The 26,575-nt window shown below is 68.5% G+C and carries 24 protein-coding genes; 16 read left to right on the forward strand and 8 right to left on the reverse strand.

Annotated elements, in window-relative coordinates; all coding sequences use genetic code 11:
- Position 1: 1 nt before the first annotated feature.
- The 5 genes from ACOOHF_RS05510 to ACOOHF_RS05530 form a co-directional block, all read right to left on the reverse strand.
- On the reverse strand, positions 2-1,219 hold the full coding sequence (locus ACOOHF_RS05510; protein ID WP_420463711.1) for a DUF3179 domain-containing (seleno)protein: 1,218 nt from the start codon (positions 1,217-1,219) through the stop codon (positions 2-4).
- An 88-nt stretch (positions 1,220-1,307) separates the two neighbouring features.
- Positions 1,308-1,457 carry a hypothetical protein gene (locus tag ACOOHF_RS05515; RefSeq protein ID WP_419934022.1) on the reverse strand — a complete coding sequence of 50 codons (150 nt, stop codon included), beginning with the start codon at positions 1,455-1,457 and terminating at the stop codon, positions 1,308-1,310.
- A gap of 86 nt (positions 1,458-1,543) precedes the next feature.
- A complete protein-coding gene (locus ACOOHF_RS05520; RefSeq protein ID WP_420463712.1) occupies positions 1,544-2,044 on the reverse strand; it encodes a hypothetical protein in 501 nt (166 codons plus the stop codon).
- A complete protein-coding gene (gene glpD / locus ACOOHF_RS05525; protein WP_420463713.1) occupies positions 2,041-3,759 on the reverse strand; it encodes a glycerol-3-phosphate dehydrogenase in 1,719 nt (572 codons plus the stop codon). The genes ACOOHF_RS05520 and glpD overlap by 4 nt, the downstream gene beginning before the upstream one ends.
- A 22-nt stretch (positions 3,760-3,781) precedes the next feature.
- Positions 3,782-4,816 (reverse strand): alcohol dehydrogenase catalytic domain-containing protein, encoded by a 1,035-nt coding sequence (locus ACOOHF_RS05530; RefSeq protein ID WP_419934025.1) that lies wholly within the window; start codon positions 4,814-4,816, stop codon positions 3,782-3,784.
- 213 nt (positions 4,817-5,029) lie between these two features.
- Between ACOOHF_RS05530 and sufC the strand changes: the two genes are divergently transcribed.
- The 10 genes from sufC to ACOOHF_RS05580 all read left to right on the forward strand — a co-directional run bounded on the left by sufC (position 5,030) and on the right by ACOOHF_RS05580 (position 12,954).
- Positions 5,030-5,803: a Fe-S cluster assembly ATPase SufC gene (gene sufC / locus ACOOHF_RS05535; protein WP_419934026.1), complete on the forward strand. Its 774-nt coding sequence runs from the start codon at positions 5,030-5,032 to the stop codon at positions 5,801-5,803.
- 71 nt (positions 5,804-5,874) lie between these two features.
- Entirely contained in the window at positions 5,875-7,290 is a 1,416-nt protein-coding gene (sufB, locus tag ACOOHF_RS05540; protein ID WP_420463714.1) for a Fe-S cluster assembly protein SufB, read from the forward strand.
- A gap of 74 nt (positions 7,291-7,364) precedes the next feature.
- Positions 7,365-8,696 (forward strand): Fe-S cluster assembly protein SufD, encoded by a 1,332-nt coding sequence (sufD, locus tag ACOOHF_RS05545; RefSeq protein ID WP_419934028.1) that lies wholly within the window; start codon positions 7,365-7,367, stop codon positions 8,694-8,696.
- Positions 8,693-9,004: a Rieske (2Fe-2S) protein gene (locus ACOOHF_RS05550; RefSeq protein ID WP_419934029.1), complete on the forward strand. Its 312-nt coding sequence runs from the start codon at positions 8,693-8,695 to the stop codon at positions 9,002-9,004. Before sufD ends, ACOOHF_RS05550 begins: the two co-directional genes overlap by 4 nt.
- A 28-nt stretch (positions 9,005-9,032) precedes the next feature.
- Complete coding sequence (locus ACOOHF_RS05555; RefSeq protein WP_420463715.1) at positions 9,033-10,373, forward strand: SufS family cysteine desulfurase; 1,341 nt, start codon at positions 9,033-9,035, stop codon at positions 10,371-10,373.
- A 5-nt stretch (positions 10,374-10,378) separates the two neighbouring features.
- The gene (gene sufU / locus ACOOHF_RS05560) at positions 10,379-10,876 is read left to right on the forward strand and encodes a Fe-S cluster assembly sulfur transfer protein SufU (RefSeq protein ID WP_420463716.1); all 498 of its coding nucleotides are present in this window, start codon (positions 10,379-10,381) and stop codon (positions 10,874-10,876) included.
- Positions 10,877-10,910: 34 nt separating this feature from the next.
- Complete coding sequence (rsgA, locus tag ACOOHF_RS05565) at positions 10,911-11,885, forward strand: ribosome small subunit-dependent GTPase A (RefSeq protein ID WP_420463717.1); 975 nt, start codon at positions 10,911-10,913, stop codon at positions 11,883-11,885.
- Positions 11,885-12,490, forward strand: a complete 606-nt coding sequence (locus tag ACOOHF_RS05570; RefSeq protein ID WP_420463718.1) for an NUDIX hydrolase — start codon at positions 11,885-11,887, stop codon at positions 12,488-12,490. Before rsgA ends, ACOOHF_RS05570 begins: the two co-directional genes overlap by 1 nt.
- A complete protein-coding gene (locus ACOOHF_RS05575; RefSeq protein ID WP_419165968.1) occupies positions 12,487-12,681 on the forward strand; it encodes a hypothetical protein in 195 nt (64 codons plus the stop codon). The genes ACOOHF_RS05570 and ACOOHF_RS05575 overlap by 4 nt, the downstream gene beginning before the upstream one ends.
- On the forward strand, positions 12,682-12,954 hold the full coding sequence (locus ACOOHF_RS05580; RefSeq protein ID WP_420464339.1) for an OsmC family protein: 273 nt from the start codon (positions 12,682-12,684) through the stop codon (positions 12,952-12,954). It begins immediately after the preceding gene.
- A 10-nt stretch (positions 12,955-12,964) separates the two neighbouring features.
- Here the strand turns inward: ACOOHF_RS05580 and ACOOHF_RS05585 are convergent, their stop codons facing one another.
- Both ACOOHF_RS05585 and ACOOHF_RS05590 read right to left on the reverse strand, forming a co-directional pair.
- On the reverse strand, positions 12,965-14,338 hold the full coding sequence (locus ACOOHF_RS05585) for a dipeptidase (RefSeq protein WP_420463719.1): 1,374 nt from the start codon (positions 14,336-14,338) through the stop codon (positions 12,965-12,967).
- Between the two features lie 120 nt (positions 14,339-14,458).
- Positions 14,459-15,598, reverse strand: coding sequence for a diaminopropionate ammonia-lyase (locus tag ACOOHF_RS05590; RefSeq protein ID WP_420463720.1), 1,140 nt, complete (start codon positions 15,596-15,598; stop codon positions 14,459-14,461).
- Between the two features lie 120 nt (positions 15,599-15,718).
- On the opposite strand from ACOOHF_RS05590, the gene ACOOHF_RS05595 reads away from it, so the two are divergent.
- From ACOOHF_RS05595 to ACOOHF_RS05620, 6 genes are all read left to right on the forward strand, one after another.
- Entirely contained in the window at positions 15,719-16,093 is a 375-nt protein-coding gene (locus ACOOHF_RS05595) for a VOC family protein (protein WP_420463721.1), read from the forward strand.
- Between the two features lie 21 nt (positions 16,094-16,114).
- Positions 16,115-17,440: a hypothetical protein gene (locus ACOOHF_RS05600; protein ID WP_419934037.1), complete on the forward strand. Its 1,326-nt coding sequence runs from the start codon at positions 16,115-16,117 to the stop codon at positions 17,438-17,440.
- Positions 17,441-17,459: 19 nt separating this feature from the next.
- Positions 17,460-18,950, forward strand: a complete 1,491-nt coding sequence (locus ACOOHF_RS05605; protein WP_420463722.1) for an amidohydrolase — start codon at positions 17,460-17,462, stop codon at positions 18,948-18,950.
- A gap of 157 nt (positions 18,951-19,107) precedes the next feature.
- Complete coding sequence (locus ACOOHF_RS05610; RefSeq protein WP_420463723.1) at positions 19,108-19,515, forward strand: hypothetical protein; 408 nt, start codon at positions 19,108-19,110, stop codon at positions 19,513-19,515.
- A gap of 140 nt (positions 19,516-19,655) precedes the next feature.
- A complete protein-coding gene (locus ACOOHF_RS05615) occupies positions 19,656-22,232 on the forward strand; it encodes a DPP IV N-terminal domain-containing protein (RefSeq protein WP_420463724.1) in 2,577 nt (858 codons plus the stop codon).
- 132 nt (positions 22,233-22,364) lie between these two features.
- Positions 22,365-23,783, forward strand: coding sequence for a transposase (locus tag ACOOHF_RS05620; RefSeq protein WP_420462981.1), 1,419 nt, complete (start codon positions 22,365-22,367; stop codon positions 23,781-23,783).
- On the opposite strand, the gene ACOOHF_RS05625 is transcribed toward ACOOHF_RS05620, so the two are convergent.
- Positions 23,780-26,551 carry a M16 family metallopeptidase gene (locus ACOOHF_RS05625; protein ID WP_420463725.1) on the reverse strand — a complete coding sequence of 924 codons (2,772 nt, stop codon included), beginning with the start codon at positions 26,549-26,551 and terminating at the stop codon, positions 23,780-23,782. The two genes, ACOOHF_RS05620 and ACOOHF_RS05625, sit on opposite strands and share 4 nt — an antisense overlap.
- Between the last annotated feature and the right edge of the window lie 24 nt (positions 26,552-26,575).

Below are 26,575 nucleotides of genomic sequence, written 5' to 3' on the forward strand. Positions count from 1 at the left end.
CTCACCGCGGCTGGCGGACCAGGTCCGGATCTAGAGAACGGGGGGGCGAAACGACGACCGCCCCGGCCGCCGCGTCGAAACTCGGGGCCGCGCGCCACACATCGGTGTCGGGCTGGAACGCGGCCCACGCGAACCAGAACGCGTGATACGCGTCGGGATGCGGCTCGAGCCTCTCACCCTCCAGGGGGCCGGTGACAGCCCGCCCATTGAAGTTCCAGATGCTCCCGGTCTCCACATCCTGCCGCCGACCCTCCATGACCTCGAAGGTGAGCGTGCGGCCGGCGGCCCGGGCCCGGTAGACCCGCGCGCTCCGGGCCTGCGTGTTCCAGAACGCGACCACGGGTTCTCCGCCAGCCATGCCGCTGGCCGCCCACACCGAGGTTCCCGCCGACCCGGGTTGGTCGTTGACGGCGGCTGCCCGCAGGTCGGCGAGCGGAAACGCGATGCCGCCACTGCCGGCCGGCACGCCGATCACGGTTTCCTTCGGCAGCCGGCGTCGGTCGATCGGAGCCGCGGTCGGATAGGGGAGCCAGGCGTTGCTCGGGGTCCGGTAGTTTCCGTACGGGTAGAGCGTGTACAGGAAGTCGTGCCCGGTGTTTCGCGAAACGATCCACGTGTCCAGGTAGATCAGGAGCCACGTCCCGTACGTCATCAACTCATACGGCACGCGCGTCAGGCGAGTCCCGTCCCGCGGCCCGCAGGTCGCCGATGGGGCGAGCTGCGGATAGAACGTACCCGACCTGTCTTCCATCACGAGGTTGTTGTCGAGGACGTAGATCGACACCCGGAAATCGGATGCCCCGCTCGGTTCGGGGTTGAAGACGCCGACCGATCCGGTGAGCGGCGAGTAGGTGATCGTGAGCCGTTCGCCCGGCACGCTGAAGTTGAGCACCTCGTGATACCAGAGGAGCTTGAGGGGAATCGCCAGCGGCTGGCCGTTGAAGTGGAGTGCGATCACCTGGTCGCTGCGACTGACGTAACCCACCTCGGGCGCGATGAGTCGCCTGGCGACTTCGGGGTTGTCGAGGGCGGGGATGCTCGAACGGTCGCTGCCGCCGTCGGTAAGGCTCTCCAGCGGCAGGGTACAGGTCGCGAGCGACAAGTCCGGTCCCATGGTTTCGCCCGAACAGGCGGGGAACGCCGCCGCGAACAGTACGACAATGGCGGGGGCGGCGCGGCGCCCGGGGCGCGTGCCGGTATCGATCTTCCCGGTTCTCATCGGGGCCTCCCGAAGGATCGTCCCGCAATGCCCTCCGACGCAGGTCGCGTCCGCCGGGCTTTCCGCTCCGGAAGAGCCGGTGAGGCCGCTAGATGAACAGGGTCTCGTTCTCGCGATCGAATCCCTGAGTGTCGGCCTTCTGTGTCCGCAAGCCCTTTCGGCCCGCCTGATGGCGCTGGCCGATCACGATCATCGCGATACTCGCGACGAGCGCCAACACGATTCTCACCGTCTTCATGGCGTTTCCCTCCCTGCTTTCTTCCCCTCACCACACGGCACGCCGAAGCCGAGCACGGATTGTAACTCGAAATATAGCGTCTCCCATCAAAATAACGAATCCGGCCGTGCGGCAGTGACACCGCCCGGCGAGCCTGGGGCGATCAGCCAGCGGTTGAGGCTTCCACGCTGCAGGGCGAGATCTCCGTCTTCGAGGAGGATTCCGCCCGAATCCCGCGCCTCGAATCGGACCATATCCGCGCGCACGCGGATGTCCACGCGGACGGAATCGCGGGGTGGGACCGTATCGAGTGGGACGCTTCCGGCTCCGGCGGCGACGAATACGAAGGCGGAAACGTCCAGTGAATTGACGAGGAGGAGTTGATGGATACGGGGCGACCCCTCGCCGGGCAGCAACCCGCCCGGGGCTGCGACTTCCGCCGAGGGGGGAGGGGACGGGCCGCCGGTGGGGGGCACGGAATCCCCGGGTATCGGATCCCCATCCCTTCCCGGACGCGCGGCCTCGGGGGCGTCGCCACGAGGTCCGCACGCGGTGAGCCCGCTCGCCGTGAGGCCCAGCAGGAGCAGCACCGCCTCCCGCCCGCTCACGGCCCCGCTGGCGCGCGCGCCGCGAGAGCGCGAATCGCGGCATCATCGGTCGACCTGAAGGCGATGGCCCGCTCCACTTCCTCCGCTCTCCGTTCGCGAGTCCAGCCGAGTTCCGGCGCCATCACGGCCGCCACGCGGGCGGCGGCGGTCGGTGTCCCCTGCCGCGTTTCGAGACCGATCCGTGTCCGCCGATACAGGATGTCCTCGACGTGCGCCGCCATCTCGTCCCGTACCGAGTACACCGCTTCGGCCAGGATGTGCGGCTTCTCCGCGAGGACGCGCTCGCCCAGCCGTTCGTCGCGCTGCACCAGGTCGAGCACCCGGTGGGCCCGGGTCCCGTACGCCCGCATCAGCCGGTCGACCGTGGCGGTCTGAAGCCCGTGTCGTGCGGCGCGGTCGAGAATCCGGTCGCGCAGGGCCGCGGGGTCACGGAACTCGGCGCCGGGAAGCGGAACCCGGTCCGTATCCGCCTTCCGGACCGCCTTCACGCCCGCCGGCGCGAGGAAGGCCTGCACGCGATCCACGGTCTCCTCGGCCATGCGCCGGTGCGACGTCAGCTTTCCTCCACTCAGTGTGAACACGCCGCGCGGTCCCTCGTGGATCTCGAACTCCCGGGAGACGGCGTCCTCGTCGTCGGCAGCGCCGGAGGGCGCGACGAGCGGCCGCAGGCCCGCCCACGCGCTGATGACATCGTCCGGCCCGAGCTTCGACGCCGGTAGCAGGTGGTTCGTCGCCTCGAGCAGATACGCGATGTCTTCGGGCGTGGCCGCGACTTCATGCGGTTCGCCGTCAAAGAACTCGTCCGTGGTCCCGATGATCGTGAGATCCTCGCGCCAGGGGAGGACGAACATCACGCGGCCGTCCTGCGGCGCCTCGAAGATGAGCGCGCCCGCGTGGCCGACCCGCTCGCGCGGTACGTGGATGTGGGTCCCGCGGGAGGGGCGGATCCGGACTCCGGCACCCGGACCCCTCCCGTCCCGGGCGCCGCCGGGCGCCGCGCCGATCCGGCCGAGAAGCTGCTCGGCCCACGCGCCGGTGGCGTTCACGATCGCCAGCGTGTCGACCTCCAGTTCCCTGCCGCTCTCGACATCCCGCACCGTCGCCCGGTGACCCGGCCAGTCCGAGGCATCGATGCGTACGATCTCGGCCCGGTTAGCGACCGTCGCACCCGCTTCGAGGGCGGCCTGCATCGTCGCGATGACGAGTCTCGCGTCGTCGACCTGCGCGTCGAAGTAGCGCGCCCCGCCCAGCAACCCACCGGCGCGCAGGGCCGGCTCGCGTTCGAGCATGGCCCCGGCATCGAGCATCTGGTGCCGCTCGATGTTCCGGAACAACGACAGCGCGTCGTACAGCCACATGCCCGCGTCGAGCTTGCGCTTGCCGATCCGGCCTTCCCGGAAGATCGGGAAGTGGAACTCCAGCGGCCGAACGAGGTGGCGTGCGATTCGGAGGAGGGTCCGCCGCTCCTGGCTCGCCTCGAACACGAGATCGAACTCGAGATGCTCCAGGTAGCGCAGGCCGCCGTGCACGAGGCGGGACGAACGGCTGCTCGTCCCCCACGCGAAGTCCACGGCTTCAACGAGCGCGGTCCGGAAGCCGCGCCGCGCCGCGTCGCGCGCCACGGCGACGCCGGAAATCCCGCCGCCCACGACGAGGAGATCGAAGGCGGTCTCCGTGAGGCTCCGAAGGTGCTCCTCGCGCGGTCGAGCCGTCACCGGGGCCGGTCTCCCGGCGGGCTCACGGCGTGAGGACGAGCTTGCCGAAGACTCCGCCGGCCTCGAGGTGCTCATGCGCCTCGCGCGCCCGGTCCAGCGGCCACACGTCGTCGATGATGGGCTCCAGCGTGCCATCGAGCACCAGCGCCATCGCCGCGTCAAACTCCGACTGCGTAGCCATCGTCGTGCCGAGGACCGAGGTCTGGGTCCAGAAGAGGCGGGCGATGTGCAGCACGCCGCGTGGGCCGGTCGTGGCGCCGTAGACCACCATCCGTCCGCCCCTCGCGAGAGCGCGTACACAACCCTCCCACGTCACCTCGCCCACGCTGTCGAGAACGAGATCCACGCCGCGCTTCCCTGTCTCCGCCCAGACCCGGCGCGAAAAGTCCTCCTCCAGGCGGTCGATCACGAGATCCGCCCCCAGCGCTTCCACGCGACGCACGTTCCCCGGTCCGCTCGTGACCGCGAACACACGCGCACCGTGGTGCTTCGCGATCTGGATGGCGGCGGTGGAGACCCCACCCGATGCGCCGGTGATGAGGACCGTTTCACCCGCTGCCAGCCGTCCTCGCGACAGGAGCCCGCGCCACGCCGTTTGGTAGACGAGCGGTGCCACGGCCGCGGTGGCGAACGGGAAACCGTCCGGCAAGCGCACGAGGCTGCGCTCCGGTACCGCCACCCATTCGGCGAAGCCGCCGGGCAGGTGTTCGCCCAGGACGCGGTAGGCGGGGCAGAGGGGATGCTCTCCCCGGACGCACCATTCGCAGTCGTCGCGGGCACACCAGCACCCCGGGTTCACGGCCACCCGATCTCCGGCGGCCCACCCCGTGACCTCATCACCCAGCGCCACGATCTCGCCGGCCATGTCCGAGCCGCCGATGTGGGGCATCTGCAGGCGGAGTCCCGGGAGCCCTCGCCGCACCCACAGATCGAGGTGATTCAGGCCCGCCGCCCGGACTCTGATCAGCACTTCACCCGGACCGGCTGTCGGGTCGGGCAGCTCGCCGACCTGAACGACGTCCGGTCCTCCATGTCGTTCGAAGTATGCCGCTTTCATGGGCGCAACGTACGGCGGCGCGGCGGCGTGTGCAGCCATGGGTGACGCCCGATCACAGGCTCCCGCAGAGTTGAGAACCAGTCTCAATCAGGGTTGATAACGCGTCCAGAGCGACGTACCTTATCGCGTCGATAATGGTTGTTCCTTCATCCGTTTGTGTTTCCAGGCCGGCGCCCCTGGGTGACCGGCCTTTTGCAACTGAAGAGGATTCGAATGTCAGAACCGCTGCTGTCGATTCGCGGACTGCGAGCGAGGGTGGAGGGAGAGGATACGGAGATCCTCCGAGGCGTGGATCTCGATGTCGAGCGCGGCCAGGTGCATGCGCTGATGGGACCCAACGGCTCGGGAAAGAGCACGCTGGCCAAGGTCATCGCCGGACACCCGACCTACGAGGTGACGGGCGGCGAGATTCTGTTCAGGGGCGAAGACGTCCTCGAACTGGAGCCCGACGAGCGGAGCCGGGAGGGAATCTTCCTCGCCTTCCAGTATCCCGCCGAGGTTCCGGGGGTCTCTATCGCCAACTTCCTGCGCACGGCGATGAGCGCGCGTCTGGCCGAGGGCGAGGAGATGGACGTGTTCGGCTTCCAGCGCACGCTCACCGAGAAGCTCGAGATGCTGAGGATGGATCCGGGCTTCGCCATCCGGTATGTGAACGATGGTTTCTCGGGCGGCGAGAAGAAGCGGAACGAGATCCTCCAGATGGCGGTTCTTCAGCCCGCGCTGGCGGTGCTGGACGAGACGGACAGCGGTCTCGATATCGATGCGCTCAAGATCGTCTCGAACGGCGTGAACCGGCTTTCCGAAGCGGATGAAGCGCTCGGAGTTCTCCTCATCACGCACTACAAGCGGATCCTGAACTACATCCAGCCCGACCGCGTCCACGTCATGATGGCGGGGCGCATCGCCGAGAGCGGCGGTGCCTCGCTGGCCGACAAGCTGGAGGCCGAGGGTTATGACTGGCTCTACCAGGCGGCGGCAGCCGTCTAACAGCCAGCAGCCGAATTCCGCGGATTCTGCTCCGCGGCGATGACTCAGCAGTACCGGAAGGCGGAAGAACCATGCCCCAGAACGAGACGATCACAGAGCTCGGGCTCGACGAATACAAGTACGGTTTCATCACCGAGGACAAACCCGTCTTCAAGGCGGTCCCGGGGCTTTCCGAAGACATCGTCCGGCAGATCTCCGGTCACAAGGACGAGCCGGATTGGATGCTCGAGTTCCGGCTCAAGGCGCTCGAGGTCTACCGGTCCAAGCCCATGCCGACGTGGGGCGGTGATCTCTCGAAGCTCGAGGATACGCTCGACGAGATCTACTTCTATCTGAAGCCGCAGGAGCAGATGGAGCGGTCGTGGGACGACGTCCCGCAGGAGATCAAGGACACGTTCGAGAAGCTCGGGATTCCCGAGGCGGAGCGGAAGGCGCTCGCCGGGGTCGGAGCCCAGTACGAGTCCGAGATGGTCTATCATTCGCTCAAGGAACAGTGGGAGGAGCAGGGCGTGATCTTCGAGTCGATCGAGGACGGGCTCGCCAGGCATCCCGAACTGTTCAGGCAGTATTTCTCGACGATCGTCCCCACGCGCGACAACAAGTTCGCGGCGCTGAACTCGGCCGTGTGGTCGGGCGGGTCGTTCGTCTACATCCCGAAGGGGGTGAAGGTCGAGATCCCGCTCCAGGCCTACTTCCGCGTCAACGCCGAGAAGATGGGCCAGTTCGAGCGCACCCTCATCATCTGCGATGAGGGCGCCGAGGCGCACTACATCGAGGGCTGCACGGCGCCGGTCTACTCCACCGACTCGTTCCACTCGGGCGTGATCGAGATCGTGGTCAAGAAGGGGGCGCGGTTCCGCTACACGACGATCCAGAACTGGTCGAACAATATGTACAACCTCGTCACGCAGCGGGCGATGGTGCACGAGGACGCGAAGATGGAGTGGCTCGACGGCAACCTGGGCTCGAAGCTCACGATGAAGTACCCGTCGTGCTTCCTGGTCGGGGAGCGCGCGCACGGGGAGATCCTGTCGATCGCCTACGCCGGGGATGGCCAGCACCAGGACACGGGCGGGAAGGTGGTCCACGCGGCTCCGCATACGACGTCGCAGATCACGTCGAAGTCGATCTCGAGGGGGCTCGGGCGCTCGTCGTACCGCGGGCTGTGCAAAGTGTACGATGGCGCGGTGGGCGCGAAGTCCAACGTCGAGTGCGATGCGCTGCTGCTCGACGAGACGTCGCGGACGGACACCTACCCCTACATCGAGATCGACGAAAACACGGCTTCGATCGGCCACGAGGCGACCGTCTCCAAGGTAGGTGACGAGCAGCTGTTCTATCTGATGAGTCGCGGACTGGACCAGGCCGAGGCGATGGCGATGATCGTGCGAGGCTTCATCGAACCGGTGGCCAGGGAACTGCCGCTCGAGTATGCGATCGAACTGAACCGCCTGATCGAGATGGAGATGGAGGGGTCGGTCGGATAGACGGCGGGCGCCGGGCGCGTTCCGCGTCACCTCTTTCCGGAAAACGGGATTAGAGACCAGGGGTCTCGGACGATATGAGCACTATGACAGCCGGGCTGGCGGAGTCGACGCTGGCCTCGGCGGATTTCAGGGCGTTCGCCGGCGGGCTTTCCGAGCCGGCGGGGATCGCGGAGGTGCGGGCCGCGGCGTGGGAGCGGTATGTCGCGTTGCCGTGGCCAACGAAGAAGTCGGAGGAATGGCGCTACACCGACCTGTCGAAGGTCGGCTTCGGCGCGCTCACGCCGACGCTCCCGACGATCGCGCCGGAGGAGCCGCTCTCCGCGGAGGTGCACGCCGTGCTGGCGCGGTCGGGGGATCGAGCGGGCATCGTCGTGCTCCGCGATGGGCAGGTCGCGCACCTCGAACTCGCGCCCGAGGTCGCCCGGGCGGGCGTGGTGCTGTGCTCGATTCGGGACGCCGCGGTCGAGCACGCCGGGCTGCTGCGGCGCACGATGTTCGATGCGCGGCCGGGACCGGCGGAGGAGAAGCTCTGGTCGCTGCATCTCGCGCTGCTGGGCGGTGGATACTTCCTCTATGTGCCGCGCGGTGTGCGGATGCCGGCGCCGGTCCATGCCTTCCACATCGTCGAACGCGAGGGGACGATTTCTTCGACGCACTCGCTCGTGTACTCGGAGACGAGCGCGCGGGCCGCGGTGATCGACGAGTTCCTGTCCGACGATCTGGGCGCCGAGACCGTCTCGCTGCACGGGGCCACGGTCTCGGGCGAGGCCGACTCAGCCATCGAGTACGTAGCGCTGCAGCGCTACGGCCGCGGCGTGAAGCACTTCTCGACGCAACACATCGTGGCGGGGCGCGACTCGCGGGTCGTGACGTTCAACGTCGCGTTGGGCGGCGACCTGTCCCGGGCGGACGTGACGAGCCGGCTGGCCGGGCCGGGGAGCAACAGCGAGATGCTGGCGCTCTGGTTCGGTGATGCGAACCAGCACTTCGATCACCACACGCTCCAGCATCACGCGGCGCCGCACGCGCGCAGCGACCTGTTGTTCAAGGGCGCCCTGACCGACAAGGCGTCGAGCGTGTTCCGGGGGCTGATCCGGGTGGACAAGGGCGCGCAGCTCACGGACGCCTATCAGACCAATCGCAACCTGCTGCTCAGCGACGGGGCTCACGCGTCGGCTCTCCCCAACCTGGAGATCGAGGCCGATGACGTGCGTTGCTCGCACGGCGCGACGATCGGACAGGTCGACGACGGACAGCTCTTCTATCTGATGACCCGCGGCCTGACGCGGCGCCAGGCGGAGCGACTGCTGGTGTTCGGGTTCTTCGACGAGGTGCTGGGGCGGCTTCCGATGGAGGGTGTCCGGGCCCGCGTCCGCGAAGCGATCGAGGAGAAGATCGGACTATGAGCCGGTTCGTTGCCGTAGCCAGCCTGGACGAAGTTCCGGAGAACGATACGAAGGGCGTGATGGTCGACGATCTGGCGATCGTCCTCATCAACAGCGGGGGCGACATCCACGCCCTCGAGGATTGCTGCTCGCACGAGGAGTTCCCCCTCTCCGCGGGGGAGGTCGCCGCCGGCGAGATCACGTGTACGCTGCACGGAGCGCGTTTCGACATCGCGACAGGGGCGGTGCGCGCGCTGCCCGCGGTCATGCCGGTTCGGCGCTTCGACGTGCGACTCGACGGCGACGAGATCCAGGTCGACGTCGGCTGAACGGAACGGTCGACACGATCGGGGCTCGATGATGGACACGAACCACCCGGCAGGCGTGCTCGCTCCGGACGGTCCCCCCCTGGCGGCCGACCGCGATTCGGCGGCGGCCGGCGGCGACGGGACGGAGACGGGTCCGACGCCTGCGTGGGACGTCGCGGCGATCCGGGCCCGGTTCCCCATCCTGTCGCGGGAAGTCAACGGCCATCCGCTCGTCTATCTCGACAGCGCGGCGAGTTCGCAGCAGCCGCTCCGCGTGCAGGACCGGGTGGAGCGCTATCTGCGCATGCAGCACGCCAACGTGCACCGCGGCGTGCACCAGCTGAGCGCCGAGGCGACCGAGGCGTACGAGGACGCGCGCCTCGCCGTGGCGGCGCATGCGGGCACGCCCGACCCATCGGAGATCGTCTTCACCCGCGGCACGACGGAGGCGGTGAACCTCGTCGCCTCGAGCTGGGGCGGCGCCTTCGTCGGCCCGGACGATGACATCGTGCTCACGAAGATGGAGCACCACTCGAACCTCGTCCCCTGGCAGCTGCTCGCCGCCCGTACGGGGTGCGGACTCCACTTTGTCGATGTCACGGCCGAAGGCAGGCTCGACCTCGACGACCTCGACCGTCTTCTGAAGCGGCGGCCGCGCCTCGTCGCGTTCACCCACGTCTCCAACAGCCTCGGGACGATCAACCCCGTGCGGGAGATCGTGGCCCGGGCCCACGCGGCGGGCGCGCTCGCCCTCGTCGACGGCGCGCAGGCGGCCCCCCATCTCCTGACCGACGTGACCCGGCTCGGGTGTGACTTCTACGCCTTCAGCGGGCACAAGATGTGCGGACCCACGGGCGTCGGAGCGCTGTGGGCGAGGCGTGAACTGCTCGAGGCGATGCCTCCGTATCAGGGGGGCGGCGAGATGATCTCGGAGGTGACGCTGGAGGGATCTTCGTGGGCGAAGCCGCCGGCCAAATTCGAGGCCGGGACGCCGAACATCTCGGGCGTCGTGGGCTTCGGCGAGGCCGCCCGCTTCCTTGCGGACCTCGGGCGGGAAGCGCTCGCGTCTCACGAGGACGCCCTGACGCGATACGCGCTGGGACGGCTCGGCGCGATCGAAGGGCTCCGGCTGTACGGGCCCCGGCGAGGCCGCACGTCGGTGTTCTCCTTCACCTACGGAGACGTGCACCCGCACGACCTCTCCACGATCCTCGACCAGCGCGGCATCGCCATCCGGGCGGGACATCACTGCAACCAGCCGCTCATGGACCACTACGGGATCAGCGGCACCGCGCGGGCGAGCTTCTATCTCTACAACTCGGCGGACGAGATCGACGCGCTGTGCGACGGGCTCGCGATGGCCGCCGAAGTCTTTCACGGCATATCCTGACGCCCATGACCGATCCCCCTCCGCAGGCGCCCGGCAGGGCCGACCGGGAGATCCCTTCCTCCCTCAACCAGCTGTACCAGGAAGTGATCCTCGATCACTACCGAAAACCCCGGCACAAGGGGCGGCTGGACGACGCCACGCACGCGATCACGATGAACAACCCCCTGTGCGGAGACATCATCGAACTCATGCTTCGGGTGGAAGAGGGGAGGATCGCGGACGCCCGCTTTCTCGGGCGCGGCTGCTCGATCAGCCAGGCCGCCGTTTCGATGCTGACCGGACGTGTGCTCGGAAAATCGCTGGAGGAGGCGCGCGAGCTTTCCGCCAGGTTCACCCGGCTCCTGCACGGGGAGCGCGCGATGCTGGCGGACGACGATCTGGGCGATCTGCGCACGCTGGCGGGCGTCTCGAAGTTCCCGGTCCGCATCAAATGCGCCCTGCTGGGCTGGAACTGCCTGGAGGAGCTGGCGGACGGGACGAACTCCGGCAGCGACTCCGGGTGATCCCGACGCGCCGCACCGGAACCCGCGGTCCGGCGTGAACCCGGACGGCGTCTCCGCCCCCTCGCCCAACGAGGGATCCCGCCCGTCATTCGGACGTGTGCTGCGGATCGCCGGCGGCGTCTATCACGTTGACGACGCCAATTCGGTCATTCAGGCATCGCTGCGCGGCCGCGTCAAACGGACGGATTCGCGAATCGTATCCGTCGGGGACCTCGTCGAACTCGAGCGGGTCGGGGACGAGATGCGGATCGTGCGCCTCCGACCGCGGCGCAGCGCACTCGCCCGCCACGGCGTCTCGAAGCGGCGCGAGCAGGTGATCGTGGCGAACGTCGACCAGGTCGCCGTCGTCGTCTCCGTCACGGCACCCGACCCCGATTTCCTCATGGTCGACCGGCTGCTCGCGTTGGCGGCGCTGAGCGAGATCGAGGCAGTTCTCGTGGTGAACAAGACGGACCTCGCGCCGCTCGGCGGGAGCGGCCCCGCCCGGGGCTCCGGCGGGGGAGACGCGGTCGGGAGCGGCCTCCGGCAGTACGCCGCGCTCGGTGTCGAAACGATGTGGACCAGCGCCGAATCGGCCGAGGGGCTGGAGGCGCTCGCCGCCCGGCTCGAGGGCCGCGTCACGGTGCTGAGCGGCCAGTCCGGCGTCGGCAAGTCGAGCCTCCTGAACGCGCTCGTCCCGGGCCTCGACCTGCGGGTGGGCCAGATCAGCGAGCGGCGGGGGCGCGGGCGGCACACCACGGTCGCATCGGCGCTCTATCGCTATCCGCCGGGGGGCTACGTGGCCGATACGCCGGGCCTGCAGTACCTGGCGCTGTGGGACCTCGACCCCGCGCGGCTGCAGCGCGGCTTCGTGGAGATCGCCGCGGTCGGCGAGGGCTGCCGTTTCGCCGACTGCCGCCACCGCGTGGAGCCGGACTGCGCGGTCATCGCCGCCGTGGAGCGCGGGACCATCGCGCGGCGGCGGCGGGAGAGCTACCTGCGGCTCCTGGACGAAGCCGAGAAGACCTGATGGGCGAGACGGGCGCGCCGTGGAGCGAGGGCCGCGTCGCGCGCCGGCTGGCCGGCACGAGCCCCGCGCTCGTGCCGGAGGGGGCGGCGGACCGCCACGCCGCCGTGACCCTCGTCGTCCGACCCGGCCCCCGGGATCTCGAGGTGCTCTTCGTCCGGCGCGCCGAAGTCCCGGGTGACCCCTGGTCCGGCCACATGGCGCTCCCCGGCGGGCACCGCGACGCCGCCGATGCGGACATCCTGGCGACGGCGCGCCGCGAGACGCGCGAGGAGGTGGGGCTCGATCCCCCCTGCCGCGCCTACCTGGGGCGCCTCGACGACCTGCGCCCCGCGACCCGCCGGATCCCGTCGATCCTCATCTCGCCCTTCGTCGCGTGGCACGATGGTGAAACCCGGGTCGCGACGAACGACGAGGTGCAGTATCACGTCTGGGCACCGCTCGGCGCGCTGCGCGATCCCGCCCTGCGCTCGGAGGTCCGCTTCGCCGACGGTGGCCGCGAGCGCATCTTTCCCTCCATCTTGTTCGAGGGCGACACGATCTGGGGGCTCACCCATCGCGTCGTCATGAACTTCCTCGACCTTGTCACGGAGAAAGCCCTTCGATGAGCGATGTCCTCTACCGTTCCCACGTGAAGATCGTCCGGGAGAAGGGTCCCTACCGCACGGCGCACATCCCGGCCACGGAAGCACCTGTTGAGTTCGGCGTCCACTCCGCGATCGCGGAGCACTACGGCGTCACCTCCGACCGCGATATCGCGACGACGCTCGACTACGTGATCGCCGCCACGGGCGGCTGACTGACCGGAACCTTCGGGGGCGCGCTGGAAGCGCGTGGGGTCAGGGCCGATGAGGGACGACTCGTGGCGGAGGTCAAGGGCGAGGTCGAGACGGAGGATGGCGTCCTCGTCATCCGGAGGATTCACGCGCGGTATCGACTGCGGGCGGACGAGGCGCACGCCGCCGCGATCCGGCGCGCGTTCGAGGCGCATCCGCCGAAGTGCCCGGTCTACCGGACGCTCTCCGGGTGCATCGACATCACGACGGAGCTGGACCTCCTCCCGCTCGAATGAGCGGCGGGGCTCAGTTGAGCCCGTCGGTGAGGCGGCCGTACAGGTCGGCGAGCGCCGCGATGCCGTTGCGGTAGACGCCGAGATCGATCCACTCGTCCGGCGCGTGCATGTTGCAGCCGGGGAGTGCGAAGCCGATGAGCAGCACCGGCGCCTCGAACGTCTCTTCGAACGCCTGGACGATCGGGATCGAGCCCCCTTCGCGCACGAACGCGGGCGGGGCCCCGAAGCCCGACTCAAGCGCGGCGGACGCGGCGCCGAAGATCGGGTGCCCCGTGTCGGCGACCCAGGGCGCGCCGCCGTGCGAGCGCTTGATCTCCACCGTCACACCCTCGGGGGCGAGCTCGTGGACCCGGGCCTCGAAAGCTTCAATGACCTGCGCCGGATCCTGATCCGGGACGAGCCGCATCGACACCTTCGCCATCGCCCGCGACGGCAGCACGGTCTTTGAGCCCTCGCCGGTGAAACCGCTGAGCATCCCGTTCACATCCAGCGTCGGGCGATACCACAGCCGCTCGAGGGCCGAGAAGCCGGCCTCGCCGCCCAAGGCCGGCGCTCCGACCCCCGCGCGCAGCGTCTCGTCGTCCATGGGGAGACGCTCAAGGTCGGCGCGTTCGCGCTCGGTGATGGGCCGGACGGCGTCATAGTACCCCGGCACGGTCGCGCGCCCCCGGTCGTCCCGGAGGCCGGCGAGGATCGCGGCCAGGGCGTTCGCCGGGTTCACGACGGCGCCGCCGTAGCTCCCGGAGTGCAGGTCCGACGCGGGCCCGAAGACGTTGATCTCCGTATAGACGATCCCCCGCAGGCCCGTCGTGATGCACGGCAGATCGGGCGAGAACATCCCGGTGTCGCTGATCAGGACCGCGTCGCAGGCGAGGCGTTCGGCGTTCTCCGAGAGGAAGGCCGCGAGGTGGCGGCTCCCGACCTCCTCTTCCCCCTCGATCACGAGCTTGAGATTCACGGGTACCCCGGCCCCGGTCGCGAGGCGGGCCTCGAGCGCCTTGATATGCATGTGGACCTGTCCCTTGTCGTCCACGGCGCCGCGGGCGTAAAGGCGGCCATCCCGGACGGTCGGCTCGAACGGGGGACTCGACCACAGTTCGTCCGGTTCGGATGGCTGCACGTCGTAGTGCCCGTAGACGAGCACGGTCGGTGCGTCGGGGGCGTGGATCCGCTCGGCGACGACAATCGGGTGCCCCCCGGTCTCGATGACCTCGGCGCCGGGGACGCCCGCCGCCGCGAGGTGTTCGGCGACCCACCCCGCGCACGCCCGGACATCGCCGGCGCGCTCCGGGTCGGTGCTGATGCTGGGGATCCGGAGGAAGGTCTCGAGTTCCTCGCGGAAGCGGGGGAATTCTCGGTCGATGTAGGCGCAGAAGTCGGACATGGGCTCCGGGTCTGGTTGCGGGATTCGCGGGCGTCGGGGCGCGGGCGTGATCGACTATAGGGTAGCGGCGGCGTGCGGCAAGCGCCTCGCGGCCCGGCAAAGCTGTCGGCGCCCGGGCGGTCAGTCGAACCGGGTCTCGGTGACGAGGGCGCCGACGCGGGCCGAGGTGTCGAGGCCGAGGAGCTTCCGGATCCCGGGGAGGCGGGCCAGCGCGAGGAGCGCCCCGATGCCGGCGGCGCCGGAGGGGCCCGCGACGATGCGGGCGCCCAGCCGCCCGGACTCGAGCGCCTCGGCGCCGGCGACCCACGCGTCTTCCGGGAGCGCGAGTGCCGCGTCGAGCAGCGGTGCGAGGAAATCCCAGGCGATCGTCGACGCGACGCCGGCGGCGAGGCCGCCCATCGCGGTGTCGAACGGCGGTTCGGCCACGCTCGCCCGGCCGCGGCGCAGGCTGCGCCCGAAACAGTCCGCCCGCCACGGCTCGACGGCCACGAAGCGCGGCCGTCCCTCGCCGCACCGATGCGCGAAGTGGCCGCACACACCCGTCGCGAGGCCGCCGACGCCCGCCTGCACGAAGAGGTGCGTGAGCGGCGCCGAGCCGGCGGACGCCAGCGCCTCCAGCATCTCCGCGGCGAGGAGCGTGTAGCCGGCCATGACGCGGCGCGGCGTTTCCTCGTAGCCCTCGTACGCGGTGTCGGAGACCACGATCCAGCCGTTGCGGGCGGCCGCCCGGTCGGTGTGTGCGACCGCCCCGTCGTATGCGCCCGGCACGCGGACGACCTCCGCCCCGTGCGACTCGATGGCCCGCGCGCGCGCCGGAATCGCGTCGTCCGGCAGGAAGACGACGCAGCGGCATCCGAGTTCCGCGCTGCCCCAGGCGACGGACCGCCCGTGGTTGCCCGCCGACGCGGTCGTGACCGTGATCTCCGCCGCGAGCGGGTGTCCGGCCCGGAGTTCCGCCCCCGTCGGCCGCGCGCCGCTCCGGCGCTCGATCTCGTCCTGCAAGGCGCGCAGGACGGCGAACGCCCCGCCGAGCGACTTGAACGAGCCGAGGCCGAAGCGCGACGACTCATCCTTGACCCACACGGCTTCGACGCCCAGCAACGCCGCGAGCCCCGGCAGTGTTACCAACGGCGTCGCTTCGTACCCGGCCCAGCCTCGGATCACGTCCCGAGCCGCTGCGGCCGTGGCCGGGTCGAGGGTCCCTTCCGTGGCCCTGCGCGGCAGCAAGGGCGAGCGGAGCGAAAGGCGGAGTTGGCTCATCGTGTGGCCAGGCGGGACGGGAGGACCAGGTGGTCTCGGCGCAGCGGGTTGGCCGGGTGGCTCTCGGGCATCAGTTTCCCGGCGACCGTCGCGATAGTGCCCTCAACCCGGAGCGATCCGTTGGATCTCGGCATGTTTTCGATCAGTCTCACGGTGAAGGATCTTGCCGCCTCGAAGGCGTTCTACGAGAAGCTCGGTTTCGAGCAGACGGGGGGCGATTTCGAAGCAAACTATCTGATCATGATGAATGGAGAGACCGTGGTCGGCCTCTTCCACGGGATGTTCGAGAAAAACATCCTCACGTTCAACCCGGGGCTCACGCTCGAAGGCAAGCAAATGGAGTCCTTCACGGATGTCCGCGACATTGAGCGCACCCTCCGCGAACGCGGCGTGGAGATCACGCACGGCACGGAGGAGGCCGGCGATTCCGGACCCGCGCACATCGTCGTCGAGGATCCCGACGGCAATCCGATCCTCATCGACCAGTTCTTCTAGCCGTCCGTCAGGAACCTCCGAGTGAAAACCCTTCTGAACATCACCGGGCGGGCGTTTCGCGTTCCTGCGGGAACGTCGCCGGTCGCGCGTGGCCTCGCCGTCGTGGCGTGTCTCCTCGCCGTCCCTCTGGAAGCGCAGGAGGAACCGCCTGCCAACGGCAACGGCGCCCTTCGGGTCTTCTTCGACTGCGAGGGAGGCCGCGGCACGTGCGACTTCGACTTCTACCGACGCGAGATCCCGTATGTGAACTACACGCGGGACCGGGAGGACGCCCAGGTCCACGTCCTGATGACCTCCGAAGGGACGGGCAGCGGCGGCCAGCGCTTCACGCTCGATTTCATCGGGCGGGAAGAGTTCATCGAGATCACGGATCGGCTGGAGGTCGTGACCCGCGCCAACCTCGCGGTCGAGCAGCGGCTGACCGAGGTGGCGCGCACGCTCGAACTGGGCCTGCTGCGCTACATCGCCCGCACCGACCAGGCCGCCAGCATCGATGTCCACTATGACGGAGCCGAGCACGGCGAGGCGGCCGCGAAGCCCGAGGACGACCCGTGGGGCTTCTGGACCTTCCGGCTCCGCGGGAACGTCGAACTCGACGTGGACGAACGCACCGAGTCATACGAACTCTCGAGCGGCTTCTCGGCCGACCGGGTCACGGACGCCCTGAAGCTCGAGTTCTCCATCGACGGGAGCTACAACAAGAGGCTCTTCGAGACCTCGGACACGACCTCGGTCACCAGCATCCGCGAGAGCTACGATGCCGAGGGGCTCAGCGTGTGGAGCCTCTCGGACCACTGGTCGGTGGGAGCGGCGTACGAGCTGGCACACTCCAGCTTCGAGAACGAAGACCTGCAGATCCGGGTGGGGCCGGCCGTGGAGTACAACATCTTCCCCTACTCCGAGTCGACCCGCAGGCAGTTCAATTTCCTCTATACGATCGGCCTCCGGTACAACGACTACATCGAGCAGACAGTGTTCCTCAAGGACGAGGAGACCCTGCCGCACCACCGGTTCAGCGTCCGCCTCAGCGTCCGCCAGCCGTGGGGCGAGTCCTACGGGTCCCTGACCTTCTCCCAGTTCCTCCACGACACGTCGAAGAACCGCTTCACCGCCTTCGCGGGGGCCGATTTCCGCATCTTCCGCGGCCTTTCGCTCCGGCTGAACGCGAACTACTCGCGCATTCGCGACCAGCTCAACGTGCCCGCCGGCGACGCCACGGCTGAGGAGGTGCTCCTCCGCCAGCGCGTCCTCCAGAGCGGTTTCGAGTATGGCGTGTCGGTGGGCTTCTCCTACACGTTCGGGTCGATCTATTCCAACGTCGTCAACCCCCGCCTGGACCGGTTCTAGCTACCACGAGGCTGACTTCATGTACAGGTTCTTCGTCCCGCCGACCGCCGCCGTCGTGACCGGCATCGTCGCGACGGCCCTCTTCGCCGCCCCCGCGCGGCTCGCGTCCCAGACCCCGACCTCGCTCATGGAGGGGGCGTCGCCGGCGGAGATGTCCGCCCTGGAAGCGCTCGACGACCTGGCCGACGAGATACGGGGCATGTCGATGACGCTGTGGGAGTACTCGGAGACGGCCCTTCTGGAGCATCGCTCGGCCGAGTACCTGGCGGGGCTGCTCGAGGCCGAGGGGTTCGAGGTCGAAACCGGGGTCGCGGGCATGCCCACCGCTTTCACCGCGACGTACCGCCATGGAAGCGGAGGTCCGGTGCTCGGCGTGCTGGCCGAGTACGACGCGCTGCCGGGCGTCGGGAACGAACCGGTGCCCCACCGGGTGTCCCGGGCGGACGGCATCACGAGCGGCCACGGCTGCGGCCACAACCTGTTCGGGGCGGGCTCCGTCGGCGCCGCGATCGCGATCAAGCGGGCCATGGCGGATCAGGACATCGCGGGCGAGGTGCGGCTGTTCGGCACCCCGGCCGAGGAGACGGTCGTCGGCAAGGTGTACATGGCCAACGCGGGCGCCTTCGACGGGGTGGATGCGACGCTCGTGTGGCATCCGATGACCGAGACGCGGGTCACGAACGCCTCGACCCAGGCGATGAACAACTTCACCGTGGAGTTCCGGGGCCAGGCGGCGCACTCGGCGGCGGACCCGTGGAACGGCCGCAGCGCCCTCGACGCCGTGGAGATGATGAACTACGGAGCGAACCTGATGCGGGAGCACGTCCAGCCCTCGACGCGCATCCACTACGTGATACCGAACGCGGGGGAGGCGCCGAACGTCGTCCCCGAGTACGCGAAGGTGTGGTACTACGTGCGCGACACCCTGCGAACGAACGTGGAGGAGCACTACGCGTGGCTCCTCGACATCGCCGACGCCGCCGCGCAGGCGACCCGCACCGAGCACGAGGTCGCCCTCATCACGGGCGTGCACGCGCTCCTGCTCAACCGGCCGTTGCAGGAGGCGATGCAGGCGAACCTGGAAGCGGTCGGGGGCCCGAACTTCCCGGATGTCTTCCAGGCCTGGGGGCGCGAGATGCAGACCGGCCTCGACATCGACCCGGTGGGCCTCGACGTCGAGGTGCAGCCGCTCGCCCTCGGGGTGACGCCGGCGCAGGGCGGCTCGACGGACGTGGCGGAGGTGAGCTGGATCACCCCGACGGTTCAGCTCGAAATCACCTCCGCTCCGAAGGGCGTCCCCTGGCACTCCTGGGCCACGAGCGCCTCGCACGGGACCGAATGGGCCGCGGCCGCGGCGGACGTGGCGGCGCGCGTTCTCGCGATGACGGGCATGGATCTGCTCACCGATCCCGGCCTCCTCGAAGCCGCCCGGGAGGCACACCGGGAGTCCACGCAGGGCCGGCCCTGGCGCTCCGCCATCCCCGCGGACCAGAAGCCTCCGATCCCGTAGGCCGTCGGGGCTCCGGCGCATTAGCCGCTCTTGCCGGTTGTTCTTGGCTTTTCCTATGCTCACGGTATGGTGGCCTCGTTGTGTGGGGTATCCACCGACAGGTGGAACCGGACGGGCAGGGGAGGCTTCACCACTCTTCAGGCGAGAGGTCAACGCCATGAACACGAAGTGCCTCGTCGCATCCGTCGCCGGTGCCGTTGTCCTCTTCGTAGGCGGCTACGTGCTGTACGAACTGCTCCTGGGGGGCTTGATGGAAGCCAACATGGGTAGCGCCACCGGGGCCATGAAGGACGCTCCCAACTTCCTCTGGATTGCGGTCGGCCAGCTGGCCTCTGGGGGCGTGCTGGCGACCGTGCTCGGGTGGAAGGGCGCCACCGACGTGGCTGGCGGTGCCAAGGCGGGCGCCCAGCTCGGCGCGCTTATCGCCGTGGCCGTCGGGTTCATGATGCTGGGTACGATGAACGTCTCGACCCTCACCTGGGCCATCGTTGACGTCGTCGTTTCGGCGGTCCTGTGGGGCGCGGCAGGTGCCGTCGTCGGCATGATGCTCGGACGGGGCGACTAGGGGTTCGGCTCCGGCCGGCGGGCGTATTTTCGCGCCCGCCGGCCGGGCCCGCTGGACAGGTTGATGTGACCCGCTCCACCTTCTTCGACGTTCTCCGACCTTCTCTCGTCCTGTTCCGACCACAACCACAGAGTCTTGCCATGAACTGCGCACAGCGTGTCGGCCTCCGCTCCCTCCTGCCCCTCGCGGCCGTGACCATGCTCGCGACGCCGCTCGCCGCGCAGGAAGCCGAGGAGGGCCCGGCGAACTACCGCCTCGCGGCGCGATTCGCGCCCTACAGGATCGATGAACTCATCTACTCCACCTCCGTCGATCCGCAGTGGATCGAGGGCTCGGAGTCGTTCTGGTACGAATGGGAGACGTCGGACGGGTCCTTCTACTACATCGTCGACCCGGTGGCCGGCACGAAGCGGCCGATCTTCGACAATGACCGGATCGCGGCCGAGCTGACCCGCATCACGCGCGACCCGTGGGACGGCCAGCACCTCCCGATCCGCGCGATCAAGTTCATCGACGCCAACACGCTCCAGTTCGAGGTCGAATCCTCGCAGGACGAAGAGGAGGAGGAGACCGACTCGGAGATGGAGGAGATGGAGGAGCTCGACGAGGAGGAGGAAGAGGGCGAACAGCAGCGCCAGCGGGCCCGGAAGAAAGTGTTCCACTTCGAGTACGACGTGGACACGCGCACGCTTCGCGAAATGGAGGATTGGGAAGCGCCCGACAATCACCCGTCCTGGGCCAGCGTGTCACCTGACGGCCAGACCGTGATCTTCGCCCGCCACCACAACCTCTACATGATGAGCGGGGACGACTATCAGCAGTTCCTCGAGGCGCGGCGCGGGGAGAGCGGCGACGAGGCGGATGAGGCCGAGGAGGGGATCGAGGTCGAGGAGACGCAGCTCACCACGGACGGCGAGGAGCACTACAGCTACGCCGTCTTCGAGCGGGGCGACACCGACATCGAGCGCGAGGAGAACGCCGATGAGCGCAAGCGGGCGTCGATCTCGTGGTCGCAGGACTCGCGCCGTTTCTCGCTCATCCGGCGGGATCGCCGTGAAGTGGGGGATCTGTGGGTCATCCACATGGTCGGGAACAAGCGGCCCGAACTCGAATCGTACAAGTACGACATGCCGGGCGAGGAGACCGTCAGCCAGCCCGAGCTTCTGATCTACGACCTCGAGGAGCGGCGCATGGTCGAGGCCGCGATGCCGGAGGAGTGGAAGGACCACCGCCTGTCCCAGACTTCGGCGCGCCAGTTCCGGTATCCGGACAGCGAGGAGCCGTTCCGCACGCTGTGGCTCTCCCCGAACTCGGACGAACTCCACTTCGTTCGCCAGAGCCGCGACCAGCACCGGGTGGACGTCATGGTCGCCGACGCCGCGACGGGCGAGTCCCGCGTGCTGTTCGAGGAGCGGCTCAACACCTACGTGGAGTTCCAGCGGCTCGAACTCCTCGAGTCCGGCGACATGCTGTGGTGGTCGGAGCGGGACGGCTGGGCCCACCTGTACCGGTTCGGGCCGGACGGATCGCTGCGCAACCGCCTCACCGAGGGCCCGTGGTCGGTACGCCAGGTCGTCGGGGTCGACGAGGCGGCCGGGGTCGCCTACTTCCAGGCCAACGCGCGCGAGGCGGGTGAGGACCCCTACTACCAGCACCTCTACCGGGTGAACCTGGACGGCTCGGGGCTGACCCAATTGAACCCCGGCGACTTCGATCACCGGGTCGACATGGGGGAGTCGAACCGCTTCTTCGTCAACAACCATTCGCGCGTCGACGAGACGCCGGCGTCGGCGCTCCATGCCGCGAACGGACGCAGGATCATGGACCTCGAGACCGCGGACTTCTCGAAGCTCGAGGAAGCGGGGTATGGATTCCCCGAGCCCTACAGGGTGAAGGCGGACGACGGGGTGACGGATCTGTACGGCGTCATGTACAAGCCGTTCGACTTCGACCCGGAGGAGACGTATCCGATCGTGGCCTACGTGTACCCGGGGCCGCAGACGGAGTCCGTCGCCAAGTCGTTCTCCACGGCGCGCTATGAGACGGCGCTGGCCCAGTTCGGGATGGTGGTGATCACGGTGGGGAACCGCGGCGGTCATCCGGCCCGCTCGAAGTGGTATCACAACTACGGGTACGGAAACCTCCGGGACTACGGGCTGGCCGACAAGAAAGCCGCGATCGAACAACTCTCCGACCGGCACGATTTCATCGACATCGACCGGGTCGGGATCTACGGCCACTCCGGGGGCGGCTTCATGTCCACGGCGGCGATGCTGGTCTATCCGGACTTCTTCAGGGTCGCGGTCTCATCGTCGGGGAACCACAACAACGACGTCTACAACCAGAACTGGTCGGAGAAGCACCACGGCGTGAGTGAGGTCGTCGACGACAGCGGGAACGTGACCTTCGAATACGAGATCGAGCGCAACTCGGATCTGGCCGCGAACCTGAAGGGGCACCTGCTGCTCACGACCGGGGACATCGACAACAATGTCCACCACGCGGGGACGCACCGCATGGCGGAGGCGCTGATCCGGGCCAACAAGCGCTTCGACTACTTCGTCTTCCCCGGCCAGCGGCACGGCTACGGCGACATGAGCGACTACTGGTTCTGGCTGCGCGCGGAGTACTTCGTGAAGCACCTGCTGGGCGACACGCGATGGAAGCCGGACATCACGCAGTTGAACGTCGAACAGGAGCAGACGGGCGGCCTCTGATCCGGCCGCCCGCCGCTCCGTTCCCGCGGGTTACCTGCTAGCAGTCCGTGGTAAAAGTCGGGATGTTCCGCGCCGGCATTGATGGTTAGATTGTGGCCGGGACAGGAGTGGCCAGTCAGTCGGAGGTGGGCGATGGCGATGGGGCGGCGGAGGGGCGGGCGGCAGAAGGCGCTGTTCGTGGCTGCGGCGGGGATCCGGGCTCCGGGGCACCCGTTCTACCGGGCGCTGGACGGGATGCTGGCGGAGGCGGGCTTCGACGGGTTGTGCGAGGAGACGTGCGCGGCGTACTACGCGGAGCGGCTGGGCCGTCCGAGCGTGGCGCCGGGGGTGTACTTCCGGATGCTTGTGGTGGGGTATCTGGAGGGGATCGGATCTGAGCGGGGGATCGCGTGGCGGTGCGCGGAGTCTCTGTCGCTGCGGGAGTTCCTTGGCTACGAGCTGGACGAGAACCCGCCGGACCACTCGACGGTGTCGCGGACGCGGCGGCGCCTGTCGGCGGAGGCGCACGAGGCAGTGTTCGCCCGGGTGCTGGAGCTCCTGGAGGAGAGCGGGCTGTTGAGCGGCAAGACGCTGGGGATCGACTCGACGACGCTGGAGGGGAACGCGGCGATGCGGTCGATCGTGCGGCGGGACACGGGGGAGGGATACCAGCTGTTCCTGGAGGGTCTGGCGGAGGCGTCGGGGATCGAGACGCCGACGAGGGCGGACCTGGCGAAGCTGGACCGGAAGCGGCCGAGGAAGGGGAGCAACGAGGACTGGGAGCACCCGCACGACCCGGACGCGCGGATCACGAAGATGAAGGACGGGCGGACGCGCATGGGCCATAAGCTGGAGCATGCGGTGGACATGAGCTCGGGGGCGGTGTGCGGGCTGACGGTGCAGCCGACGACGGGTGGCGACTGCGCCTCGCTGCCGAAGACGCTGGGGGAGGCGCGCGGGCAGCTGGAGCGGGTGGGGGCGGAGGTTCGGGAGCTGGTGTGCGACAAGGGCTACCACTCGAACGCGACGATGAAGCGCCTGGCGGGGCTCGGAGTGCGGAGCTACGTGAGCGAGCCGAACCGGGGTCGTCGGAGCTGGAAGCGGGACCGGGCCGCGCAGAAGCCCACCTACGCCAACCGGCGCCGGATCCGAGGCGCTCGTGGCAAGGGCCTGCTGAGGGCGCGGGGCGAGAAGCTGGAGCGCGCCTTCGCCCACATGCTCACCACCGGCGGCATGCGCCGGACGCACCTGCGCGGGCACGAGAACATCCGCAAGCGGATGCTGGTGCACGCGGCCGGGTTCAACCTCGGGCTCCTGATGCGGCACCGGTACGGCTACGGCACGCCGAGGAGTCTTCAGGGCAGACGTGCGTCCACGCTTCAAACGGGAGGCCTCCGGGTCGCTTTTTCGGCCCTTTTCCGGCCGAAATCGCGCGTTTTCGGCCACCCGGGACCCGTCGAGGCCCGGATATCACTCCGACGACGCCCCGGCCGCGTCGGCGCAACAGTCCGCCGACACTTTGCCGAGGTCATATTCCGTGGCCCGCAGCGCGCTTTTGCCACGGCCTGCTAGGGGACGAGCTTGTTCGCGAAGTCGCCGCCCCGGAAGATGCTCAGCTTCTCAGGGTCGATGTGCCGGCGCATCGCGGCCACTACGTCCTCTGCGGTCAGCGCCTCGATCGCCGCCTCCTGCTCGGCCGTGAAGGTGAGCGGCCGGTCCACGAAGAGGCTGTTCGAGAGCATGTTCGCGATCGCTCCGTCGTTCGCGCGGCCGCTCTGCTGCTGGTCGAGGTAGCCACGCCGAGCGATCTCCAGTTCCTCATCCGTGAAACCGTCGGCGAGGGTACGCTCCAGTTCGTCCCTGAACGACGCGGCAACCTTGTCCGCGTTCTCCGGGGCGAAGATCGCGTAGGCGAGAAACGCCGCGTCATCATCGATCGGGGGCGCCGCGTACTGCGAAGCGACGCCGTAGGATAGGCCTTCCTCGCCACGGATGCGGCTGAACAGCCGCGAGTTCATGCCTCCGCCCAGGATGTAGTTGCCCAGAATCAGCGCCGGGTAGTCAGGGTGATCGTCCCGCATCCGGACGGCGACGGTCGCCATCATCATGGCGTTCGACTTGTCCGGCGTCTCGATATCCATGTTGACCGGGTCCACGTCCCGGTATCCTCCGGGCACGCGAGCGTACGGCTCCGCCGCCACCCAACCACCGAGCAATTCCTCGATCAGCGGGCGGATCTCGCCCGGATCAAAGTCGCCGACGATCGCCATCGTACCGCCCTGCGCGCCGTAGAAACCTTCCCAGAACGCGCGGGCCTCGTCGACGGTTACCCCATTGTAGCGTTCGATCTGCTCGTCGAATGTCGGCGAGTAGCGGGGGTGCTCTGGCGGGTACTGCTCGAGGTGCCGCGAGAGCGCCTGGGGCACGAGCGCCATCGGCTCCGACATCTGCGACTCGAGTCCCGCCAGCCGCTCCTCGCGCAGAAGCTCGAACTCCTCTGCGTCGAACGCGGGCTCCCTGAGGATCTCGGCGCCGAGCCGGAGCACGGCCGGCAGGTTCTCTCGAACGGTCGTGAACGAGGCGCTGGCGGTGAGCGCGCTCCCCCCGACGCCACCCTGGGCCTTGAGCCGGTCCAGTTCGTCGGAGATCTCCTGGCGCGTGCGGCTCGTGGTGCCGCGCATCAACATCCCGCCGGCGAAGGAGGCGGCGGTCGCCTGGCCCATGAGGGCGCTCTCCGTCCCATGACGCAGCGTGAGGCTCACAGTGACCGCTCCCCCGCGGTTCTCCTTGGGCAGGAACGCGACCTTGAGCCCGACGGGAAGCTCGAAGCGCTCGGTCCGGGCCTCGATGTTCTCGATCGTCGGATCGAACGCCTCACCCTCCGCCACCGCTTCGCGTCCGGTGTACGAAGCGACCAGCGCACCGACGTCCGGCGCCGCTGGAATCTCGGCCCGCGCCGGGGTCTCCTCCGCCGGGTAGAAGTAGCCGATGGTTCGATTGGAAGGCTTGAGATAGGCCTGCGCGACCTGGTGCACCGCTTCCGGCGTCACCCGCTCCAGTCGGTCGCGGTGCAGGAAGAAGAGGCGCCAGTCACCCATCGACGCCCACTCGCTCAGCTGGAGCGCGATCCCCTGCGGGTTGTTGAACGCGAGTTCGATGCTGGAGAGGTAGTCGGTCTTTGCCCGCTCCACTTCCTCTTCGGTGGGCGGCTCATCGACCAATCCCTGGATGGTCGCGAGCATGGTCTCGGTCGCCTGCTCGAGCGAGTCCTCCTCGCGCACTTCCGCGGCGGCGAGCAGCATGCCCGGTTCGCTGAGCTGGTAATTGAAGGCGAACGCGTTCGCCGCCAGTCCCGGCTCCACCAGCGCCTGGTAGAGACGGCCGGCGGGGCGGGTGGCAAGCAGGTGCGTCATCACGTCAACCGCCGCGAAGTGCTCGTGCGAGCCGGGGGGCATGTGGTAGGCAGCCATCGCGAGCTGGACATCTCCGACCCTCCGCAGCGTCACCGTCCGCTCGCCATCCTGCGCGGGCTCGGCCGTGTACGTCGGAAACAGCTGGTTCGCCCCCGTGCGGTCCGGCCGCGGTATCGCGCCGAACTTCTCCGCGATCAGCTCGAGCGCGCGGTCGGTCTCGAACCGCCCGGCGACGACGAGGACCGAGTTGTCCGGCTGGTAGTACTTCCGGTAGAACGCCTGCAACCGGCCGATGGGCACGTTCTCGAGGTCGGCCCGGGCCCCGATCGTCGAGTTCCCGTAGTTGTGCCAGTCGTAGGCAGCCGACAGCACCCGCTTCTGCAGCACGCCCCGCGGGCTGTTCTCCCCGGATTCCCACTCGTTGCGAACAACCGTCATCTCCGAATCGAGATCTTCCTGCGCGATGAACGAGTTCACCATGCGATCCGCTTCGAGATCCAGAGCCCACTCGAGGTTCTCGTCGGCGTTCTCATCCGTGGCCGGAACGGTCTCGAAGTAGTTCGTACGATCGAACCACGTCGTCCCGTTGGGGAAGGCGCCGTGCTCGGTCAGCTCCTGCGGGATATCCGGGTGGTTCGGGGTCCCCTTGAACACGAGATGCTCGAGCAGGTGGGCCATCCCCGTCTCGCCGTACCCTTCGTGCCGGGAACCGACGAGATAGGTGATGTTCACGGTGATCTGCTGCTTGCTCTGGTCGGGGAAGAGCAGGAAACGGAGTCCGTTGTCGAGTTGGTACTCGGTGATGCCTTCGACGCTCGCAACTTCCGTGACTCCGGCGGGAAGCTGCGCGTGCACGGTGCCCGGGCCCGCGAACGCCGAGATCAGCGCCGCGAGCGCCGTAAGTTTCTTCGTCCTTGTCATCTCCATCTCCATCTCCATCCATATCCATCC

It is taken from the genome of Candidatus Palauibacter sp., from assembly GCF_965216145.1.
In the GTDB taxonomy this organism is placed as follows: Bacteria; Gemmatimonadota; Gemmatimonadetes; order Palauibacterales; family Palauibacteraceae; genus Palauibacter.